General features: G+C 56.8%; 18 protein-coding genes and 1 tRNA gene. 2 read left to right on the forward strand and 17 right to left on the reverse strand.

Going from position 1 to position 18,938, the window contains the following annotated elements; translation table 11 throughout:
• Nucleotides 1–3 precede the first annotated feature (3 nt).
• From argS to KSY55_RS06330, 4 genes are all read right to left on the reverse strand, one after another.
• Nucleotides 4–1,794: an arginine--tRNA ligase gene (gene argS, locus KSY55_RS06315; protein ID WP_065434912.1), complete on the reverse strand. Its 1,791-nt coding sequence runs from the start codon at nucleotides 1,792–1,794 to the stop codon at nucleotides 4–6.
• Between the two features lie 31 nt (nucleotides 1,795–1,825).
• Entirely contained in the window at nucleotides 1,826–3,208 is a 1,383-nt protein-coding gene (locus KSY55_RS06320) for an amino acid permease (RefSeq protein ID WP_095279597.1), read from the reverse strand.
• A gap of 323 nt (nucleotides 3,209–3,531) precedes the next feature.
• Nucleotides 3,532–3,921, reverse strand: a complete 390-nt coding sequence (locus KSY55_RS06325; protein ID WP_065437777.1) for a Rid family detoxifying hydrolase — start codon at nucleotides 3,919–3,921, stop codon at nucleotides 3,532–3,534.
• 163 nt (nucleotides 3,922–4,084) lie between these two features.
• Nucleotides 4,085–4,157 (reverse strand) — tRNA-Arg (locus KSY55_RS06330).
• 242 nt (nucleotides 4,158–4,399) lie between these two features.
• On the opposite strand from KSY55_RS06330, the gene KSY55_RS06335 reads away from it, so the two are divergent.
• Nucleotides 4,400–5,038, forward strand: coding sequence for a hypothetical protein (locus tag KSY55_RS06335; protein ID WP_217749615.1), 639 nt, complete (start codon nucleotides 4,400–4,402; stop codon nucleotides 5,036–5,038).
• Nucleotides 5,039–5,134: 96 nt separating this feature from the next.
• Here KSY55_RS06335 and KSY55_RS06340 read toward each other — a convergent pair whose 3' ends face one another.
• The 3 genes from KSY55_RS06340 to KSY55_RS06350 form a co-directional block, all read right to left on the reverse strand.
• Nucleotides 5,135–6,103, reverse strand: coding sequence for a tetratricopeptide repeat protein (locus tag KSY55_RS06340; protein WP_004223317.1), 969 nt, complete (start codon nucleotides 6,101–6,103; stop codon nucleotides 5,135–5,137).
• A gap of 103 nt (nucleotides 6,104–6,206) precedes the next feature.
• Nucleotides 6,207–7,205 (reverse strand): hypothetical protein, encoded by a 999-nt coding sequence (locus KSY55_RS06345; RefSeq protein ID WP_004223315.1) that lies wholly within the window; start codon nucleotides 7,203–7,205, stop codon nucleotides 6,207–6,209.
• Nucleotides 7,205–8,431 (reverse strand): hypothetical protein, encoded by a 1,227-nt coding sequence (locus KSY55_RS06350; protein ID WP_217749616.1) that lies wholly within the window; start codon nucleotides 8,429–8,431, stop codon nucleotides 7,205–7,207. The genes KSY55_RS06345 and KSY55_RS06350 overlap by 1 nt, the downstream gene beginning before the upstream one ends.
• An 81-nt stretch (nucleotides 8,432–8,512) precedes the next feature.
• On the opposite strand from KSY55_RS06350, the gene KSY55_RS06355 reads away from it, so the two are divergent.
• A complete protein-coding gene (locus tag KSY55_RS06355) occupies nucleotides 8,513–9,469 on the forward strand; it encodes an FKBP-type peptidyl-prolyl cis-trans isomerase (protein ID WP_171842413.1) in 957 nt (318 codons plus the stop codon).
• 60 nt (nucleotides 9,470–9,529) lie between these two features.
• Here KSY55_RS06355 and nucS read toward each other — a convergent pair whose 3' ends face one another.
• The 10 genes from nucS to metA all read right to left on the reverse strand — a co-directional run bounded on the left by nucS (nucleotide 9,530) and on the right by metA (nucleotide 18,842).
• Complete coding sequence (gene nucS / locus KSY55_RS06360; protein WP_022245574.1) at nucleotides 9,530–10,234, reverse strand: endonuclease NucS; 705 nt, start codon at nucleotides 10,232–10,234, stop codon at nucleotides 9,530–9,532.
• A 182-nt stretch (nucleotides 10,235–10,416) separates the two neighbouring features.
• Nucleotides 10,417–10,695 carry a F0F1 ATP synthase subunit epsilon gene (locus KSY55_RS06365; protein ID WP_034879774.1) on the reverse strand — a complete coding sequence of 93 codons (279 nt, stop codon included), beginning with the start codon at nucleotides 10,693–10,695 and terminating at the stop codon, nucleotides 10,417–10,419.
• On the reverse strand, nucleotides 10,695–12,176 hold the full coding sequence (gene atpD / locus KSY55_RS06370) for a F0F1 ATP synthase subunit beta (protein ID WP_004223301.1): 1,482 nt from the start codon (nucleotides 12,174–12,176) through the stop codon (nucleotides 10,695–10,697). Before atpD ends, KSY55_RS06365 begins: the two co-directional genes overlap by 1 nt.
• Nucleotides 12,177–12,184: 8 nt before the next feature.
• Nucleotides 12,185–13,105 (reverse strand): F0F1 ATP synthase subunit gamma, encoded by a 921-nt coding sequence (locus KSY55_RS06375; protein WP_004223300.1) that lies wholly within the window; start codon nucleotides 13,103–13,105, stop codon nucleotides 12,185–12,187.
• Nucleotides 13,106–13,108: 3 nt separating this feature from the next.
• Nucleotides 13,109–14,737, reverse strand: a complete 1,629-nt coding sequence (gene atpA / locus KSY55_RS06380) for a F0F1 ATP synthase subunit alpha (protein ID WP_065440675.1) — start codon at nucleotides 14,735–14,737, stop codon at nucleotides 13,109–13,111.
• A gap of 71 nt (nucleotides 14,738–14,808) precedes the next feature.
• Nucleotides 14,809–15,636 (reverse strand): F0F1 ATP synthase subunit delta, encoded by an 828-nt coding sequence (locus KSY55_RS06385; RefSeq protein ID WP_004223298.1) that lies wholly within the window; start codon nucleotides 15,634–15,636, stop codon nucleotides 14,809–14,811.
• A 29-nt stretch (nucleotides 15,637–15,665) separates the two neighbouring features.
• Nucleotides 15,666–16,187: a F0F1 ATP synthase subunit B gene (locus KSY55_RS06390; protein ID WP_004223295.1), complete on the reverse strand. Its 522-nt coding sequence runs from the start codon at nucleotides 16,185–16,187 to the stop codon at nucleotides 15,666–15,668.
• 56 nt (nucleotides 16,188–16,243) lie between these two features.
• Nucleotides 16,244–16,471 carry an ATP synthase F0 subunit C gene (gene atpE, locus KSY55_RS06395; protein ID WP_003809874.1) on the reverse strand — a complete coding sequence of 76 codons (228 nt, stop codon included), beginning with the start codon at nucleotides 16,469–16,471 and terminating at the stop codon, nucleotides 16,244–16,246.
• Between the two features lie 56 nt (nucleotides 16,472–16,527).
• Nucleotides 16,528–17,337 carry a F0F1 ATP synthase subunit A gene (gene atpB, locus KSY55_RS06400; protein WP_003833854.1) on the reverse strand — a complete coding sequence of 270 codons (810 nt, stop codon included), beginning with the start codon at nucleotides 17,335–17,337 and terminating at the stop codon, nucleotides 16,528–16,530.
• Between the two features lie 470 nt (nucleotides 17,338–17,807).
• Entirely contained in the window at nucleotides 17,808–18,842 is a 1,035-nt protein-coding gene (gene metA / locus KSY55_RS06405; protein ID WP_034879782.1) for a homoserine O-succinyltransferase, read from the reverse strand.
• Nucleotides 18,843–18,938 lie beyond the last annotated feature (96 nt).

An 18,938-nucleotide genomic window follows, 5' to 3' on the forward strand; every position in this document is an offset into this window, starting at 1 on the left:
CGATCACATCCTGTCTGGGGCTGCGACGCCAAGCAGGTCAAGGCCTTCGGCGATAACCGTCTTGACGGCGTCATTGAGCTTCAAACGTGCGGCTGCACGAGCCGGTTCCGGAGCCTTGGCGATGCGCAGGGCTTCAGCCTGTTCGCCGCGAGCTTCCGGATCGGTGAGCTCCATGGGCACCACGCGTTCCACGTTGTACCACTTGTGGTAGGTGGCGGCGAGGTCTTCCAAGTAATGGGCTACGCGATGCGGGGCGCGCAGGTCTCCGGCTTCGCGCAGCAGGGCCGGCCACTGGGCGAGCGCGGCAAGCACTTCGCCGTCGGCGGCGGTGTCGAGCAGGCTCACGTCGGCACCCTCGTAGGTGATGCCGGCAGCAGCCGCATTGCGATCCACATTGCAGGAGCGGGCGTGCGCATACTGCACGTAGTACACCGGATTCTCGTTGGAATGCGAAGCGAGCAGGTTCAGGTCGATGTCGACCGGGGAATTGTAGTCGGTGCGTGCCAACGAATAACGGGAGGCATCCACGCCGATAGCGTCGGTCAGATCGTCGATGGTCACCACATTGCCGGCGCGCTTCGACATGCGCACTGCCTTGCCGTCCTTCAGCACGTTGACGAGCTGGCCGATAAGAATCTGCATGTTTTCGCCAGGTTCGTCGCCGAATGCGGCGCACATGGCCATCATGCGGCCGATATAGCCGTGATGGTCGGCACCCAGCATGTAAATGGCGATGTCTGCCGGATCGTTGTCACGATGACGCTTGTTGCGATAGTAAGCAATATCAGCTGCGAAATACGCGTAGTTGCCGTCGGACTTGATAATCACACGATCCTTGTCGTCACCATGCTTGGTGGATTCGAACCAGGTTGCGCCATCCTTTTCGTAAATGTCGCCGCGTTCACGCAGATCGGCGATCGCCTTGTCGACTTCGCCATCGGAATACAAGCTGTTCTCATGGAACCACACGTCGAAATTCACACGGAAATCCTTCATGGATTTGCGGATTTCGTCGAACATCATCGGCACTGCACGCTTGCGGAATTCCTCACGCTGTTCGGAATCGCCCTCACCCAGCGGATTGCCATCGTTGTCAACGCCACCGTCGACGCGCGGCAGGTCGAGAATCGCAATACCGTCGGCTTTTGCCTCATCGATGACGCGACGTGCGATCTCATCGATATAAGCGCCCTTGTAACCGTCGATCGGGGTTTCCTCACCGTGGGCTGCCGCGACCAGCGACTTGGCGAAACGGTTGATCTGCTCGCCGTGATCGTTGAAATAGTATTCGCGCACCACCTTGGCACCGTTCGCCTCAAGCACGCGGGCCATGGAGTCGCCGACCGCGGCCCAACGGGTGCCGCCGATATGGATCGGACCGGTCGGATTGGCGGACACGAATTCAAGATTCAGGGTTTTGCCGGAAAGATGGTCGTTCTTGCCGTAGTTCGCGCCCTCGTTAAGCACAGTGTCAACCACGGCTGCGGCGGACGCGGAATCAAGCACAATGTTAATGAAGCCGGGGCCGGCCACTTCCACGGACTTGATGCCATCGGCATTGGCGAGTTCCGCGGCGAACAATTCGGCGAAATCGTGAGGCTTCATGCCGGCCTTCTTGGCCAGCTGCATGGCCGCGTTCGATGCCCAATCGCCGTGTGCGCGGTCCTTCGGACGCATGACGGCGAATTTGGTCTGCGGAGGGATGAGATCGGTGGTCAGGGTGCCAGCCTTGCCTTCATTCACAAGGTTGTTGGCAATATTGAAAATCAGTTCACTAAGCGCTTCTGGACTCATTCCTCCAAGTCTACCGATTATGCAGACAGAATCAGCCTTGCGTATCGCCCCGCGTATCATCCTGCAGTTCGCCATGCTTCCTGCGCCAAGCCACCGAAGCGTAATAGCCGATATAGCAGATCGCAACGAACGGAATCATATACAGCAATGTGGAACGCTGCGACGAATCGCAAATCACCAAAACCAACGCGCCGATGCACATCACAATCGCAGCAATCGGCACGAACGGGAAACCGGGGGCACGATACTTCAAATCGTCAGCCGAATGCCCTTGATCAAGCCACTGCTTGCGGAAACGCAAGTGGCAGACGGAAACCGACGCCCACACCACCAGTGTGGCCAAGCCGGAAACCGCAACCAACGCCAAATACACCGTCGAAGCGGCAACCACGGAAGACAACAACGCCAACAGCGATCCAGCCATGCTGAACAGCACCGCGAACACGGGCACACCATGGAAATTCGTCTTGCCGAGCACGCGCGGGATCATACCCTCCTGCGCAAGCGACCAGACCATGCGCGAGCACACGTACAAGCCGGAATTCGCAGCGGAAAGCACTGCCGTCAACACCACGAAATTCATCACATCGCCGGCAAACGGCATGCCGATCGACTGGAACACGAGCACAAACGGACTCGTGTCGACGCCTGACCGATGCCACGGAATCAGCGCGGACATCACCGCAATCGAACCGATGAAAAAAATCGCAAGACGCAACACCGTGGTATGCACGGCCTTCGGAATCGCCTGCGCCGGATCCTTCGTCTCCCCCGCCGCAACGCCAACAACCTCAGTGCCGGAAAACGCGAACACCACCGTCAGCAGCGTCGAAAAAATCGGCAGCACACCATTGGGGAACCAGCCGTCATTATAGAAATTCTCAAACAGCGGTGCGTGATCGTAACCGGCAATCGGAATCGCACCAAACATGGCAAGCAAGCCGATCACAATGAACACGATAATCGCAAACACCTTAATGGATGCGAACCAGAATTCCGATTCGCCATACAGCCTCACCGACAGAATATTGAGCATGAACACCACCGCAATGAAGGCGGCGGACCAAATCCACGCGGGCGAATCAGGAAACCAACGTTGCATCAGCAGACCGGCTGCAGTGAATTCCGAAGCGAGCGCCACCGCCCAATTCAGCCAGTACAGCACGGCGATGGTGAACGCGGTGCCGGGGCCGATGAAACGCTTCGCATACAGGTGGAAGCTGCCTGCATACGGCATGGCCACCGACAGTTCGCCAAGGCTGAGCATCACAAAATACACAAGCATGGATCCGATGCCATACGCGATGATCGCGCCAAGAGGGCCGGCTTGGTGAATCGTGTAGCCGGAGCTGAGGAACAAGCCAGTGCCGATCACACCACCCAGCGAAATCATGGTCAGATGGCGGGTTTCCATCTTGCGTTCAAGACCGCCCTGCTCGGCTTCAGCGGATTCAGCGGCGTCAGTGTCTGCAGTGGATGCGTTGACTTGCGATTCGGCCATGCGCGACTGCTCCTTCATATTTGGATGGGCGCGTTCTTGCGTTCTTGCGTTTGCATGCGTTTGCACAATACCCAATCGCATTACTATACGGAAATCGGTGGAATCATGTTGCCTGCCGTTCACTTTTAGCGGCAATCCTGAGATTGCATAAACAAAAACAGGCTCGCATGCAGCGTAAGAAACCGCATACGAGCCTGAAAAGGATTTTCTGGAGATTTGCAATCAGCGCACTGAAATCAGAGCACAGCGATGGCGTCGATCTCAACGAGAGCGCCCTTCGGAATGTTGTTGCCGCCGAACGCGACGCGGGCCGGCTTCACGGAGCCGATGAAGGCCTGCGCATACACGTCGTCGATCTCGTGGAAGTCTTCGACGTTCTTCATGTAGATGGTGGCGCGGCAGACGTGTTCGATGCCGGTGCCTGCGGCGTCAAGAATGTGCTTGATGTTCTTCAGTGCCTGGGCTGCCTGCTCGCCGGCGGTTTCGCCAGCCAGTTCGCCGGTGACTGGGTCGATGCCCAGCTGGCCGGAGACGAACACGAAACCGTTGGCCTTCACGGCCTGGCTGTATGCACCCAGCGCCGCCGGGGCTTCAGAAGTCGCAACCGCTTCCATCTTCTCGCTCATAATGTTCTCCTTTGAAGAATGTGTTATGCATGTTGCTTGCGTTCAGGCCGCGGCAAACCACGACAACGCAATCTCAAGCAATCACTGTACCCATGGAATCGACACGCATTGTCCCATGTTCCAAATACCGGCTCCCTGCACCGGCCCTTCACATGTCTTTGTGTGGGCTTGATGGGGATCGAACCCACGACCTTCTGTTCCGGAGACAGACGCTCTATCCACTGAGCTACAAACCCGTGCGTCAAACTACTTTACACTGCCTTGAGATGAAAGCGACACTTTTTACGGAAAAACGATCTTCGAATCTCGGATCATTATTGCGAAAACATAACTACGGCGGATCTTTCGACAGCACACCCAACCCTAAAGGGGGAATAACGGGCATAGAACGGGGAAGGAACGAGAGATAGCGTGCGCCACAACGAAATTTGTAGCAACATAACACCATTTGAAGCGTCTTTTCCACTAGACTGAAAATATGGTTGAGGATTCAGGCAGAAGTATAGGCGATTTCGAATACACGCGCCGTTTTTTCTGCCGTGCCCTGCCGACGCAGTTGGATGATAACGACAGTCCGACGCTGATCATACAAAGTTATTACGTGCATCAGGATAATTACGCGCTGCGCGTGCGATTGAAAACAAAGTCCGTCCGCATTGCCATGACTCCGGACCTCGACCCGCTGGCTGTGCTCGAAAAGTATCGCGACGAATTCCGGCTTGGATCAGTCACCGTGAAAGGGCCGTCCGTGGGAGGCACGCGATATGAGGCGAGCCGCGATTTGGATTCGCGCATCGCAGGGGAGCTCATCAAACGCGGCGGACACGTGACCATCAAAAACCGTTTCACCGACTGGATCGATGAGGACGGCTGGAACATCGACGTGTTCGGAGGCACCAACGCTCCCCTGATCATTGCGGAAGCGGAACGTATCGGGCCGGTCACCAATCTGGTGATCCCGAAATTCTGCACCACCGAAATCACCGACCAATCGCGGTTCAGCAATGAAGGGCTTGCCGCGAATCCATATTCACGATGGAAATCCGAATTCGAAGACGAACTGGAAGCAGACGGACCGCAATTCCTCGACTATTTCGGCACCAACCGTATGGAATAAGTCTTTTAAAAAACAACCGTAGGCCGTAAAGAACGATGTAGTTGCGCAGCCTACGGTTGAGCGGTACCTAAACGGTACCTAAAGTCAATAAACGAGTCAGTACATGAGCGTGGCGAGGCGACGGCGGGCGCGCTTCAAACGCTCGTCGGTCGGCTCAGGAATCGTGAAATATTCCAGCAGACGCTTGCGCACCGGTTCAATATCGGCCTTATGGCCGGCCGCAACGAAATCCAGCAAACGATCGAACGCATCCTGAATCTGACCGCCGATCATATCAATGTCAGCGACGGCAAGCTGTGCTTCAACATCATCGGGATTGTCGGCAGCGGCGGCACGCACCTCACGCACGTTCGCATTGGCGGAACGGGCCAACAGCAACGCCTTCGCACGCTCGCGGGCGGCACGCGCATCGTTCGGATCGGCTTCAAGCACCTTCTCGTACGCGGCTGCGGCGCCAGCGTAATCGCCCTGCTGTGCCAGCATATACGCCTCCTGATGCTCCGGAGGCACCTGCTCCTGGGCGCCGGCAGCGGAAGCCGAGTTTGCCGCATCGGAATTCGGATCGCCGGAATACGGCGCGGAACCGGTCACACCGGCCTGCTGCGCGGCTGCGACCAGATTCGGAATCACCGTATCCACGATCTGCTGCATTTCCTCAGCGGACGGCAAGCCCTGCAAAATCGGCATCGGACGGCCGTTGATCAACGCGAACAATGCAGGCGCACCCTGCACTTGGAACGCCTGCGCGATCGACGAATTCGACGCGATATCGATACGAGACAGCTGAATCTGGCCGTTCAACTGGTTCACGGCATCGCCCAGCTGGCGTGCCATGTCGAACAGGCGATCATCGGTCGGCACCCACAGCAGCAACAGGATCGGGAACGTGGCCGACGTCTGCACCATGGCCTGGAACGTGTTCTCCGTGGTGTCGATCACATAACCGCCTGCGGCCGGAGCGCCTCCAGCCTGCCCCGGTTCGGCCTTCACCTGATGCTTCAACGCTTCAAGATCGACGGCTCCCGCCAAGGAAACTCCCGGATTAAACGGCCTTTGACCTGCCATGCTTGCCTCCTAAATATCAACAATCAACAACATTAAGCGCCCGGCGTAACACGCATTGCAAACGTTCGCCCCAAGCTTACGCGCATTCGTGCGACTGCCACGATCACAGTGCCTCAACACGAACCGGCTGGCGCTCGGAACCGACTGCAGTGATCTTCGCGTCAGAATTTGCCGGAGGCACGTACAGCGCGACCACATTCACATACGTGGTTTTCATGGTGCTGGTGGCCTGACCGTCGCCAAACAGCGCTTTTTCCGCATCGGAAGCAGGCTGCGACTCACGGCCGGAGCCAGCTGAACGCGTCCATTCGGAATTGATCTGCGCCACCACCAGATCGCCACCATCCGCGGAACGCATAACGCTGATGGCATCGTCAACCGGTGTGAACACCTGCTGCTGCGATCCCTCGTTCAACTCCATGGCCTTCTGCACCTGTTCGGTCAGATCGGCAAGCTTCGTACGCAAATCGTCGTCGGCAAACTTCTGCGCATACTGGCTGGACGCACCATTCTGCAACACGTCGGCATACGCGGCGACCGCATCCTTCGGAGTCATGACCAGACCGGTGTCTTTTTCCGTTCCCTGCTCGCTACCGGTTTTGGAAATCTCAAAACTCGGCATCTTCACGCCCGAAAACAGTCGTGCCACACCCCACAACTTGTAGTTCTGACGTGCGGAATCCTGGCGGAACACCAGCAGACGCTTGGACTGCTGGTCATCCGTGGTGGAAGTGATGGAAAACACCGAACGCGGCCATCCACTGTCCGTGGAAATCACGGCCTGCGCAAGATCAGTTGGAATCGTGGTCTTGCGGTCAAGATTGCCCGTGACCTGCGCCACATGAAGTTCGCTAGTGCGAATCTCAAGTTCCGGCCCCTCCAAAATCGAACCGAGGGCGTCGATATTGCGATCGTTATTGCACTGGTCAAGCGTTTTGAGAATATTCGTACGGATGGTTTTCTCTTGCTTGGCGGTCAGATTCGGCGCATCTTGACGTTGCGTGGTTTTCGGCTGCGGCAGCTGCCCCTCGCATCCGCACATGCCAACGACCATTCCCAATGCGAGCACGGCCGCCGCGATTACGTTGAAACGCTTCTTCATCACTTGGCCTCCTCGTTGTCAGGTTCGTCGGACTTGTCGTTGTCGGATTCGTCGTTTTCGGATGTTTCGTTGGATCCGACCGACTCGGCCGTTACGGCCATTTCGTCAACTTCGTTGGGCACGTTGATTTCATCGGATACCGCGAATTCTACAGATCCCGAGGCCGCTGCGGCCGCACTGCTTTCCTCCTGCGCAAGACGTGCGAAATACGCGGCAAGCTCGTCTTGCGAAATCACGGAAGTCTGTTCGAAATCGTCGTTTTCTTCAACACCATCAGCGGCAGCGTTCTGCTGATCGGCAACGAGATTGCGCGCGCCGGGATCGACAATCGTAGGCTGCGCAACTTCATTTTGGCTATTTTCCGAACCACTCGCGCGATGCCCAGCATGACGACGACGCTTACGCTTCGGCCCGCTCTTTTCGCTACGGGCGGCACTCGCTTCGGCGTTCTTCACCCATGCGGCAACCTCGTCATCGTCACCCTGCGTGGAACCGATGCCGTCAACCATGGCAAACGCGCGCTTGTTGCGACGCTTATGCGGAGGCATGGCAAACACGGAAGCCGAAAGCACCGCAAGTATCGCCAGCAATCCGCCGGAAAGATAGAACGGCATGGCGAAATTCAGCATCGAACGACGGTTCCAATCAAGCGCGACCGAGCCTCCCTTGCGATCGCCGTAATCGATAATCGCAACGGAATCCTCGGCATTATTCGTATTAGCACCCTTGAACTGCATATCAACGGAACCGGCATTGCATTTGACGGTGCGCCACATGTCGGAATCCTGGAAGGCGACCTGGCCTTCGGAATTATCGGCGGTGCCCTGAGCCGTGGCCTTCAGCGTGGACAGGGTGGACCAGTCGGACAGTCCGGTGACGCGCGTGTATTTGGATCCCGCGATCCATCCGGCGATATCGCGGGCGGAACCGATGGCGATGCACACGTTCGCGGATTTGTCGCGCGACTTCGCCGAAATGGTGACGCGATCGTCAACCAATTGCAGCACATTCGGATCGGTGACCACATACTGTGATCCCGTGACCGAGGCGGACGCCGTGACCTGTGCCGAGGGCTTCCAAATCGTCGCGTTCAAGACGCCAAGCACGATGCAAGCAATGGCAAGCAAGCCGAAAATAGGCGTGACAATGCCGCGCATAATCTTGGCGTGTCGCGTGGGACCCGCCTTGGACTGCGGCTTTTCCTGTTCTTCCTGCAATAAAGTCATAGCATTCACTATTCTACATTGCCTCTCTGCAAAAGCCTGAAAAAACTATGAAAATCAACGATTGCCACTAAAGTGGAACCTATGCGCAAATCTACTCTTTTCAAAGCCGTCGCAGCCGCCTGCACAACGATCATGTGCTTGGGTTTCGCGGCATGCGGAAGTTCCGACACGAAGTCTGATTCCTCCTCCGATTCATCTTCGTCTTCTTCCGATTCCTCGTCGAAGATGAATCAGATCGCCGGTGTGACCGCCACGGGCAAGCCCGGTGAGAAGCCGACTGTCTCCTTCAAAACCCCTATGACGGTGGAAGACAACAGCTACGTCGTATTGCAGAAAGGCAATGGCGACCAGATTGAAGACGGCGACCGCATATGCACGCAGGGTATCGCCATCAATGTCAAGGATGGTTCCGAACTCATGAGCACCTGGGAGAAAAACACCCCCGATTGCTCTACGGTGGTCACTTCCGACACCAGTCAGATGACTGAGGATTATTACAACATTTTCAAGGATCAGAAGCTTAACGCCACGCTTGCGTTCGGTGTGAACGATTCGAATTCCGCTGGCACCTCCTATTTGATGGTGCTCACGATCGTGTCGAAGTCGAAGGATCTGACGAAGGCAACGGGCACGAAGGTGCTTGACGTTCCTGCCGATCTGCCGAAGGTGACGCTTGCGAAGGATGGCAAGCCGTCGATCGATATGAACGGATACAAGGGTTCCGACACGTTGATCTCGCAGGATTTGATCAGGGGCGAAGGCGCCGAGGTCAAGGATACGCAGACCGTGATCGCGCACTATACCGGCTGGCTGCTTGACGGCACACAGTTCGATTCCTCGTGGGATCGCGGTGCTTCGTCGAGCTTCTCGCTTGATGAGGTGATCACCGGTTGGAAGCAGGGCTTGGCAGGGCATACCGTCGGCTCGCAGGTGCTGCTGGTCGTGCCGCCGGACCTTGGCTATGGAGACAAGGATTCCGGCAAGATTCCAGCGAACTCCACGTTGGTCTTCGTAGTCGACATCCTCGCCGCCTACTGATCTACATCACGATTCGCTTATAAAAAACTCCCTGCATAACAACAGGGAGTTTTTTATAAGCTAGAAGAGTCGTAGGGAGTCGTCTTCGGCACCTTTCATTTCGTCATAGTCGAGGATCAGGCAGTCGAAGCCGCGGTCCTGAGCGAGCACGCGGGCTTGCGGCGTGATGGTCTGCGCGGCGAAAATGCCACGCACGGGGGCCAACAGCGGGTCTCGGTTCAACAGCTCGCAGTAACGGGTGAGCTGCTCCACGCCATCGATGCCGCCGTTACGTTTGATTTCGATGGCAACATGCTTGCCACTGCCGTCGATGGCCATAATGTCGACCGGTCCGATGGCGGTCGGGTATTCGCGGCGCACCAATGTCGCACCTTCCCCGATGCGTTCGATCTGTTCGGCCAGATACTTCTGCAGATGGTCTTCGACACCGTCTTTGATCAGCCCCGGATCTTCGCCCAAATCGTATGTTTCGTCGGAATAAATATGCTGCAATGTCACTTCGAGCACGTCATTGGATTTATCCGCCGAAGCACGAATGACTTTCTGCGGAACCTCCGTAGTCACGTCGTCGTCGGCATGTTCCGGAGTGATGTCTTTGATGGTGCAGGGCGCCGCCATCCAGTTGAGTGGCTTGTACGAACCAAGTTCGGAGAAAATCAGCAGACTGTTATCGGCTTTGATAAGCAACACACGCTTGGCGAGCGGCAAGGACGCATTCAAACGCCCGGAATATTCGGCAGAGCAATCAGCAACAATAATTCGCACGAGGCACTACCCTACCATGATTGTCGTAAGCCATGAATCCCACGATATGTACAATCCTATTTTTGTTTTGATTAATCTTTTTTTAAAAAAAAAACAGTCCGTCTGCTGCAACTACAGAATCGCAATCATATGCAATTGCTGCAATCGCAACAGACGGACCGTCAGAAGTATGCTACCGAGTGCTACTCTGCCATCTTGACGTCACGTCCACGCTCAACCGCAACGGTGAGCTTGTTCGAATCGAAGGAGATGAAACCGTCGGTCACTTCGAAGGAGCGACGGCTGCCATCCGGATCCACCACAACGATGGTTCCTTCCTTGATTACGGTCAATACAGGCTCGTGGTTGGGCAGGATGCCCATTCCGCCTTCAGAGGCAGGAATGGTGACGGACTTCGCCGTACCGTGCCACACGGGGTGGTCGGCGGCGACGATGTTCACCTGCATTGTCAATCCGGCCATCACGCACCGTATTCCTTCTGCATGTCGTGCCACTTCTTCTCGAGATCGTCGATGCCGCCGATACCGGAGAATGCCTGCTCCGGAACGTCGTCGTACACGCCGTCGCAAATGCGGGTGAACGCTTCGATGGTCTCATCGGCCGGCACGTAGGAGCCCGGACGACCGGTGAACTTTTCAGCGACGTAGAAGTTCTGGCCGAGGAACTGCTCGATCTTACGAGCGCGGTTCACGGTGGTCTTGTCTTCTTCGCCGAGTTCGTCGATACCGATCAGAGCGATGATGTCCTGCAGCTCCTTGTTACGCTGCAGAATCGCCTTGACGCGGTTCGCGCAATCGTAGTGAGCCTGGCCCACGTAACGCGGATCAAGGATTCGCGAGGTGGAGCTCAGCGGGTCCACTGCCGGATAGATACCCTTGGAAGCGATGTCACGGGAAAGCTCGGTGGTTGCATCCAAGTGGGCGAAGGTCGTTGCAGGAGCCGGGTCGGTGTAATCATCGGCCGGCACGTAGATGGCCTGCAGCGAGGTGATGGAGTGACCGCGGGTCGAAGTGATGCGCTCCTGCAGGGCACCCATTTCGTCAGCCAGGTTCGGCTGGTAGCCCACTGCGGACGGCATACGGCCGAGCAGGGTGGACACCTCGGAACCAGCCTGGGTGAAACGGAAGATGTTATCGATGAACAGCAGCACGTCCTGATTTTGCACGTCACGGAAGTACTCTGCCATGGTCAGTGCGGTCAGCGGCACGCGCAGACGGGTACCCGGCTGCTCATCCATCTGGCCGAAGACCAGTGCGGTCTTCTCAAGAACGCCAGCCTCATCCATTTCGCCGATCAGATCGTTACCCTCACGGGTACGCTCGCCGACGCCTGCGAACACGGACACACCGCCGTGGTTCTGGGCGACTCGCTGGATCATTTCCTGAATAAGCACGGTCTTGCCGACGCCTGCGCCACCGAACAGACCGATCTTGCCGCCCTGCACGTACGGGGTCAGCAAATCGATGACCTTGATACCGGTTTCGAACATCTGGGTCTTGGATTCCAGCTGATCGAATGCCGGCGGGTTGCGGTGGATAGGCCAACGCTCGGTGACCGTGATGGTTTCGTCATCCTTCTTGTTGAGGATGTTGCCGGACACGTCGAACACGTGACCCTTGGTGACATCGCCAACAGGAACGGAGATCGGACCGCCGGTGTCGAGCACGGTGGCGCCACGAACGAGGCCGTCGGTCGGCTTCAGCGCCACGGTACGCACGGTAGAGTCGCCAAGGTGCTGTTCGACCTCAAGCGTGATCTTCTTCGTGGTTTCGCCCTCTTCGTTGGCGGTGTTGGTCAGCTCAACGGTAAGTGCGTTGTAAATGTCGGGCAGGTGGCCCACCGGGAATTCGACGTCGATAACCGAACCCTGGATACGCGTGACGCGTCCAGTGGTCGGCTCTGCAGCCGTCTCGGGAGCCGCTGTGGTCTGATTCTCAGCCATATGCGTTCCTACTCTTCCTTCTTATTCAGCGCGTCGGCGCTGCCGATGATTTCGGTAAGTTCCTGGGTAATCGAAGCCTGTCGCGAAGCGTTGAGCTTGCGGGTCAGGTCGTCGATCAGGCTGCGGGCGTTGTCTGTAGCCGTATGCATGGCGTTCTGTCGGCTTGCAGTCTCGGATGCCGCCGCGGTGAGCAGGCATTCATGAATACGGGACTGGATGTACTTCGGCAGAATCGCGTCAAGCACTTCGTCGACGCTCGGCTCGAACGCATAAAGCGGGGTCGCGGCATCGGCATCGGATTCGGGCACAGGGCCGGAGTCCTGCTGTTCCGGAAGCACGAGTTCAACGGGCAGCATACGCAGCACGCGCACCTTCTGAACGACCATATTCACGAATTCGGTGAACACAATGTAGAGTTCGGAAACTCCACCTTCGCTCGCCGGCTTCATGTAGGCGTCCATCAGTGCCTTCGAGATGGACTCTGCGACTTCCACGCCGGGCTGGTCGGTATCGCCTTCCCAAGTACCGGCAACATCACGATTGCGGTACTTGTAGTACGTCACACCGCGACGACCATACACATACAGTTCCGGCTGCTTGCCTGCCGCATCGAGGCGGGCCAGCAGCGATTCCGTTTCGCGGATGATCGAGGAGGTGTACGGACCCGCCATACCACGATCCGAGGTGAGGGCGAGGACAGCCACGCGAGGGTTGTCCTCGTCCTTCTTCACGATCGGATGGTCGATATGGGTGTGGGCCACCAGCGCTTGCACGGCGTCGAAAATCGCATCGGTATACGGCTTCGCGTTCAAGGCGACGTCACGTGCCTTGGCGATATGCGAAGACGCGATCATCTCCTGCGCGTTGAAGATTTTCTCCAACGACGCGGTGGAGGCGATCCTAGATTTCAATGCGAGTTGCGAGCCCATGGATCACTTCTCTCCTGCGACGATCTTTTCCTGCTCGACCGGGGTGGCGTTCTTGATGTTAGGCTTCTTCTCGACCAGCGGCTTGCCCGCGCTGGTCACGAAAGTCTCACGGAACGCTTCCACAGCCTTGTCGAGGGCAGCCTCGGTGTCGGCGGTGAAATCTTCGGTCTCGCGGATGGTCTTGAGAATATCGGTGTTGTGGTCCAGGTAGTCCAGCATGGCCTTCTCGAACGGCAGCACGTCGTTCAGCGGCAGATCATCCATCTTGCCATGGGTGCCGGCCCACACGGAGACGACTTCCTGTTCCATGGAATACGGGGAGAACTGCGGCTGCTTGAGCAGCTCGGTCAAGTGGGAACCACGGTTCAGCTGGGCCTTCGAAGCCGCATCCAGATCGGAAGCGAACATGGCGAAGGATTCCAGGGAACGGTACTGGGCCAAGGAGATCTTCAGCGTGCCGGAGACCTTCTTCAACGCCTTGGTCTGTGCCGCGCCACCAACTCGGGACACGGAGATGCCGACGTCGACAGCCGGACGCTGGTTCGCGTTGAACAGGTCGGACTGCAGGAAGATCTGACCGTCGGTGATGGAGATCACGTTGGTCGGAATGTATGCGGACACGTCGTTTGCCTTGGTTTCGACGATCGGCAGGCCGGTCATCGAACCGCCGCCGAGGTCATCGGAAACCTTGGCGCAGCGTTCGAGCAGACGGGAATGCAGGTAGAACACATCGCCCGGGTATGCCTCACGTCCCGGCGGGCGGCGCAGCAGCAGGGAGATCGAACGGTAGGCTTCAGCCTGCTTCGACAGATCGTCGAAGACGATGAGCACGTGCTTGCCGTTGTACATCCAGTGCTGTCCGATGGCGGAACCGGTGTACGGTGCGATGTACTTGAAACCTGCGGAATCGGAAGCCGGGGAGGCCACGATAGTGGTGTACTCCATGGCGCCGGACTCTTCGAGGGACTGCTTCACCGATGCGATGGTGGAGCCCTTCTGGCCGATGGCCACGTAGATGCAGCGGACCTGCTTCTTCGGATCACCGGATTCCCAATTACGCTTCTGGTTGATGATCGTATCGATTGCGATAGCGGTCTTACCGGTCTGGCGGTCGCCAATGATGAGCTGGCGCTGGCCACGGCCGATAGGCGTCATTGCGTCGATGGCCTTCAGACCGGTGGACATTGGCTCGTCAACCGGATGACGATGCATAACGTCAGGTGCCTGGGCCTCGAGAATACGACGGCCTTCGGTCTTGATCTCGCCAAGACCATCAATCGGGTTGCCTAGCGGGTCCACGACGCGGCCAAGGTAGCCGTCGCCGACGGGCACGGAGAGCACTTCGCCGGTACGACGCACTTCCTGGCCTTCCTCGATACCTGCGAAGTCGCCGAGAATAACCACGCCGATCTCGCGGGCGTCAAGGTTGAACGCCAGGCCAAGCGTGCCGTCTTCGAAGGTCAGCAGCTCATTGGCCATGCAACCAGGCAGTCCCGTCACGTGCGCAATGCCGTCGCCAGCAGTCGCGACATAACCGACTTCCTGAGTCGGGGTATCCGACGGCTTGTACGACTCGACGAACTCATCGAGCGCCTTGCGTATCGTGGTGGGATCAATGGTAAGTTCTGCCATGATCACTCCTTATTGTTGTTTATAAATTCAGTCAAGTCTTGTTTCAGGCTTGTTCACCGTGCGGCGAACCGTCAGGCGGTTGCCTTCACCGTGCGCTGAAGATGCTGCAGCTGTGCGACCACCGTGTTGTCGGTGACCTCGTCGCCCACCTGGATGCGCATGCCACCCATGACGGTCGGATCGACCACCGAGTTGATGTGCACCGGATGACCGGTCTTCGCCGAGTAAATGGCGATGAGCTTTTCCACCTGCTCCTTGCTCAACGGCGTTGCCGTGGTAACAGTGACCATCGATTCGCCCATATGGCGGGAGAATTTGTTGATCAGCCACTGAATGGTCTGCAAGTAGCGGCGATTGCGCAGATTGCAGGTCGCGTGTTCGGCCAGACGCTTGGTCACCTTGGTGAAATCCGCGTCTCCAATCAGGCTGTACAGCAGCTTGACACGGGCTTCACTGGAAACGGTTGCGTCATACAGCTTGGTACGCACGACCGGAAGGTTGAGCAGTGCGGAATGCAACTCTGCGAGCTCGATGGAGACCTGCAAAGTCGTATTGGTGTAATCCGCGTAGTACATCATGCCATCAACGCCGAAATCCTCAACGGCATTGGCGATATCAGACACGCGGCTCCAACGGCGAGACACCAGATCGGACATGATCTCCATCACGAGCGGATGGGCCTGGTCTCCGATCAGAGTCTTGACTACCGCAACCTTGTCTTCGACTGGGCGCGACGGGTCGGTGAGGGCACGTTCAAGCTGGATATTGTGGTCAAGCGCGCTGGTGATCGTGAACAGTTCGTTCCCGATACGCCATGCGTCCTCACCGCTGTCACGCAGCTTGGGGGCCAGCGAGTCACGCGATACGCGGTCTGCGATACGCGATGCTTCTCCTCGCATTGGTCACCTCCCTTTCTTGAAGGTTTCGATCACTTCTTGTCGCTGTCCAAGTCGGCGATCATCTGGTCGATCATCGACGACTGCACATCGTCATTCTCGAGCTTGCTACCCAGGATCTTGCCGGCCAGTGCCGTTGCCAGCACGCCGACCTCACCCTTGAGGCTCACCAGAGCCTGCTGCTGCTGCGATTCGATGGAACGCTGGGCGGTGGCGGTGATCTGCGCCGCATCGTTTTCGGCACGAGTGCGCGCGTCAGCGATGATATGCGATGCCTCCGTACGTGCGTCGTCACGGATCTTGGATGCCTCGACGCGAGCTTTGCTCAGCTGAGCCTCATACTTCGCCTTGGCTTCATCGGCATCTTTCTGGGCCTGTTCGGCCTTGGCGATGCCACCTTCGATCTTGGCAGCGCGCTCATCGAACACGGCCTGGAACTTCGGCAGGAAGAACTTGTAGAAGAACACGGCGACGATGATCAGAATGACCAACGACCAGAAAATGTCGTAGCTTTTCGGAAGGAACAATTCCATTTCGCTAGCTGCGGTCACCATAGTGTCTTCCTCCTTTCATGTTCGTTTGCGTCTTCGGTGTTACCTTGAATCAAGTCTTACTTGATGAAGGCGAGCACGAAGCCGAGCAGTGCCAGCACCTCGACGAATGCCAGACCCAGGAACATGAGGGTCTGCAGACGGCTGCCGAGCTCAGGCTGGCGAGCGGTGCCTTCGATGGTCTTGCCGATCAGGATGCCCAGACCGATGCCAGGGCCGATGGCGGCGAGGCCGTAGCCAACGACGTTCAGGTTGCCGGCAACCTCAGCGAGGGTAACGATATCCATGATTGTTTCCTTTCTGGTTATTGCTTGACAAGAAGCAACAATTAAAAAGCCGGCGGTCAGTCGATCTCCGGATAGCTCATATTGATGTATGCGGTGGTCAGGATGGCGAAGATGTAAGCCTGCAGGCAAGCGACCAGCGCTTCGAACAGGAACATGAACATGCCAGCCGCGAAGGTGACGACGCCGAATGGCATGAACACCTTGTTCACCACATCAATGAGGAAGTACTGCGTGGCCGAAAGGCACAGCGCAAGAATCAAGTGGCCCGAAACCATGTTGGCGAACAGTCGGATCGTCAACGAGAACGGACGGATAATCAGCAGCTCAAGCAGCTGAATCGGGGACAGCAGAATGTAGATCGGGGCCGGAACACCCTTCGGGAAGATCTCATCCCTCAGGAAGTGGCCGAGGCCCTTTTCACGAATGCCTGCAATCCAGTATTGGCAGAAGCACCACATGGCGAATACCAGCGGCAGCGTAATGGTTGCGCTTGCCGCGATATTGAAGCCTGGGATGATGCCACACAGATTGAAGACCAACAACGTGCAGAACACGGTGGTGATCATCGGCACATAACGCTTGCCGCGCAGCTCGCCCATCACCTGATAGACGATGTTGTCACGGACGAATTCGATCAACCATTCGACTGCTCCCTGCCAACGGCTGGGGATGAGCTTTGCACGGCTTGCCGTAATTCCGAGAACCAGCAACATGATGACGGTCGCAAGGATGCGAACGAGGATGATGCGGTTGATGGCGAACGGCGTGCCCTGAAAAACGAACGGATCGGGAAGGAAGTCATCGACACTGGGCATTTCGGGACCATCAGCGATGGTCAGCATGCCCTTTCCCAATGCACCAATCATTCACGCCTCCTGCTCTTGTGTCAGCTGTTAGTTTAACCCAACAACCGAGTCGAATGTGACGTTCTGGTTACTTAACCAAAGCGTACTTCGAAGTGCGCGTCGACGCGAACGGAGTCCCGTGCGACGCATTCGACTCCGAATGGCTGGATAGGATTATTAGCCCGTGTCTAGACAACATCCAAACACTTGGGCTTTTCCATACTCCCATTTGGTTTTCCCGGCGTTTCGCAGCAAGCTGTACTAACTAGACACAGCTTTGTGAATCGTCGGATAGCCGACGCAACCAATAGTTTGTTTTACGAAAACAGCATATTGATAAAACGTTTCATCAAGTGTATCACATATAACACAAGTGCTGCATATAAAGAAAGAGGGGCCGCATACGCAAGCCCCCACCAGTAAACAGCCGTAAATCACGCGCCAATCACGGCCGCACGTCAATCACATCAATATGCGGATCAATCCACAAATCAATCGCGAATCACGCCATAACCGTCACGCACGAACGGCGCAAACGCGTCGACACGCGGCGAACCCGGCTGATGACGAATCGAACGATCCGTGCCAAGACGCTTCTGCGCACGAAGCTGCGGAACCTCGCTCAAATCGTATGGCGTGGTCTGATACACCCAATTCAGCCAATTGCGCCACAGGAGATTGGCATGGGCGCGCCACGCGAACACCGGCTCCAACTGCGGATCATCATGCGGGAAATAGTTTTCGGGGAACGGCACATTCGTCATGCCCTTCTTCATATCACGCTCATACTCCTCGGCCAAGGTGTACTTGCCGTACTCCCAATGGCCAAGCGCGAACACTTCCGAAAAATCACGGGTGGCGATCAGCCCAGGACCGGACTTCGGACCCCACGTGAGCACCTGCAACTCCGGATTGCGCGCGATATCACCCTCGTCCACCCCCGCAAGGCGAGAATGCGGCTGCAGGCAAATCTCATCGAAGCCGTTCGTCAAAAAGCAGTATTCATCCTGCAAATACTGCGGAAACACGCCAAAAATCTTCTCTGGCAAATTCTCTTTACGCACGTTATAGCGATAATTGAGCGCACCCATCGCACCCCAGCACAAATACATAGTGGAGAACACATGCGCGGAAGCCCAGTCAAGAATCTGCTTGAACTCATCCCAATAATCGACCTGTTCGAAATCAAGATGCTCAACAGGGGCACCCGTCACCACGAAGCCGTCGTAATAGTTGTCTTGGAACGCCTCAATGGTCTCATAGAACTTCACCAGATGGTCGGCGCTCACATGCGTACCCTCGTGCGTGGAGGTCTTCATGAAATCGATCTCCACCTGCAGCGGACTTTTCGAGATCAAACGCAGCAGCTGCGTTTCCGTCTCGATTTTCTTCGGCATGAGATTTAAGATCACCAGCTTGAGCGGACGCACGCGCTGGCGCTCCGCTTCAGGCTTTTCAAGCGCGAAAATACGCTCGGAGTCGAGAATGTCTCTGGCCGGAAGGCCGCTGGGGATCTTGATAGGCATGCTTCTATTATGGTGCGGGCTCGGATATGGCGCACTTCCCTGCCCCCACGATCAGCCGAAACCGTTATAGGAAAAATGAATAACGCGCTATTTGCA

The sequence above is a fragment of the Bifidobacterium sp. MSK.13.1 genome, assembly GCF_019131435.1.
In the GTDB taxonomy this organism is placed as follows: domain Bacteria; phylum Actinomycetota; class Actinomycetes; order Actinomycetales; family Bifidobacteriaceae; genus Bifidobacterium; species Bifidobacterium pseudocatenulatum.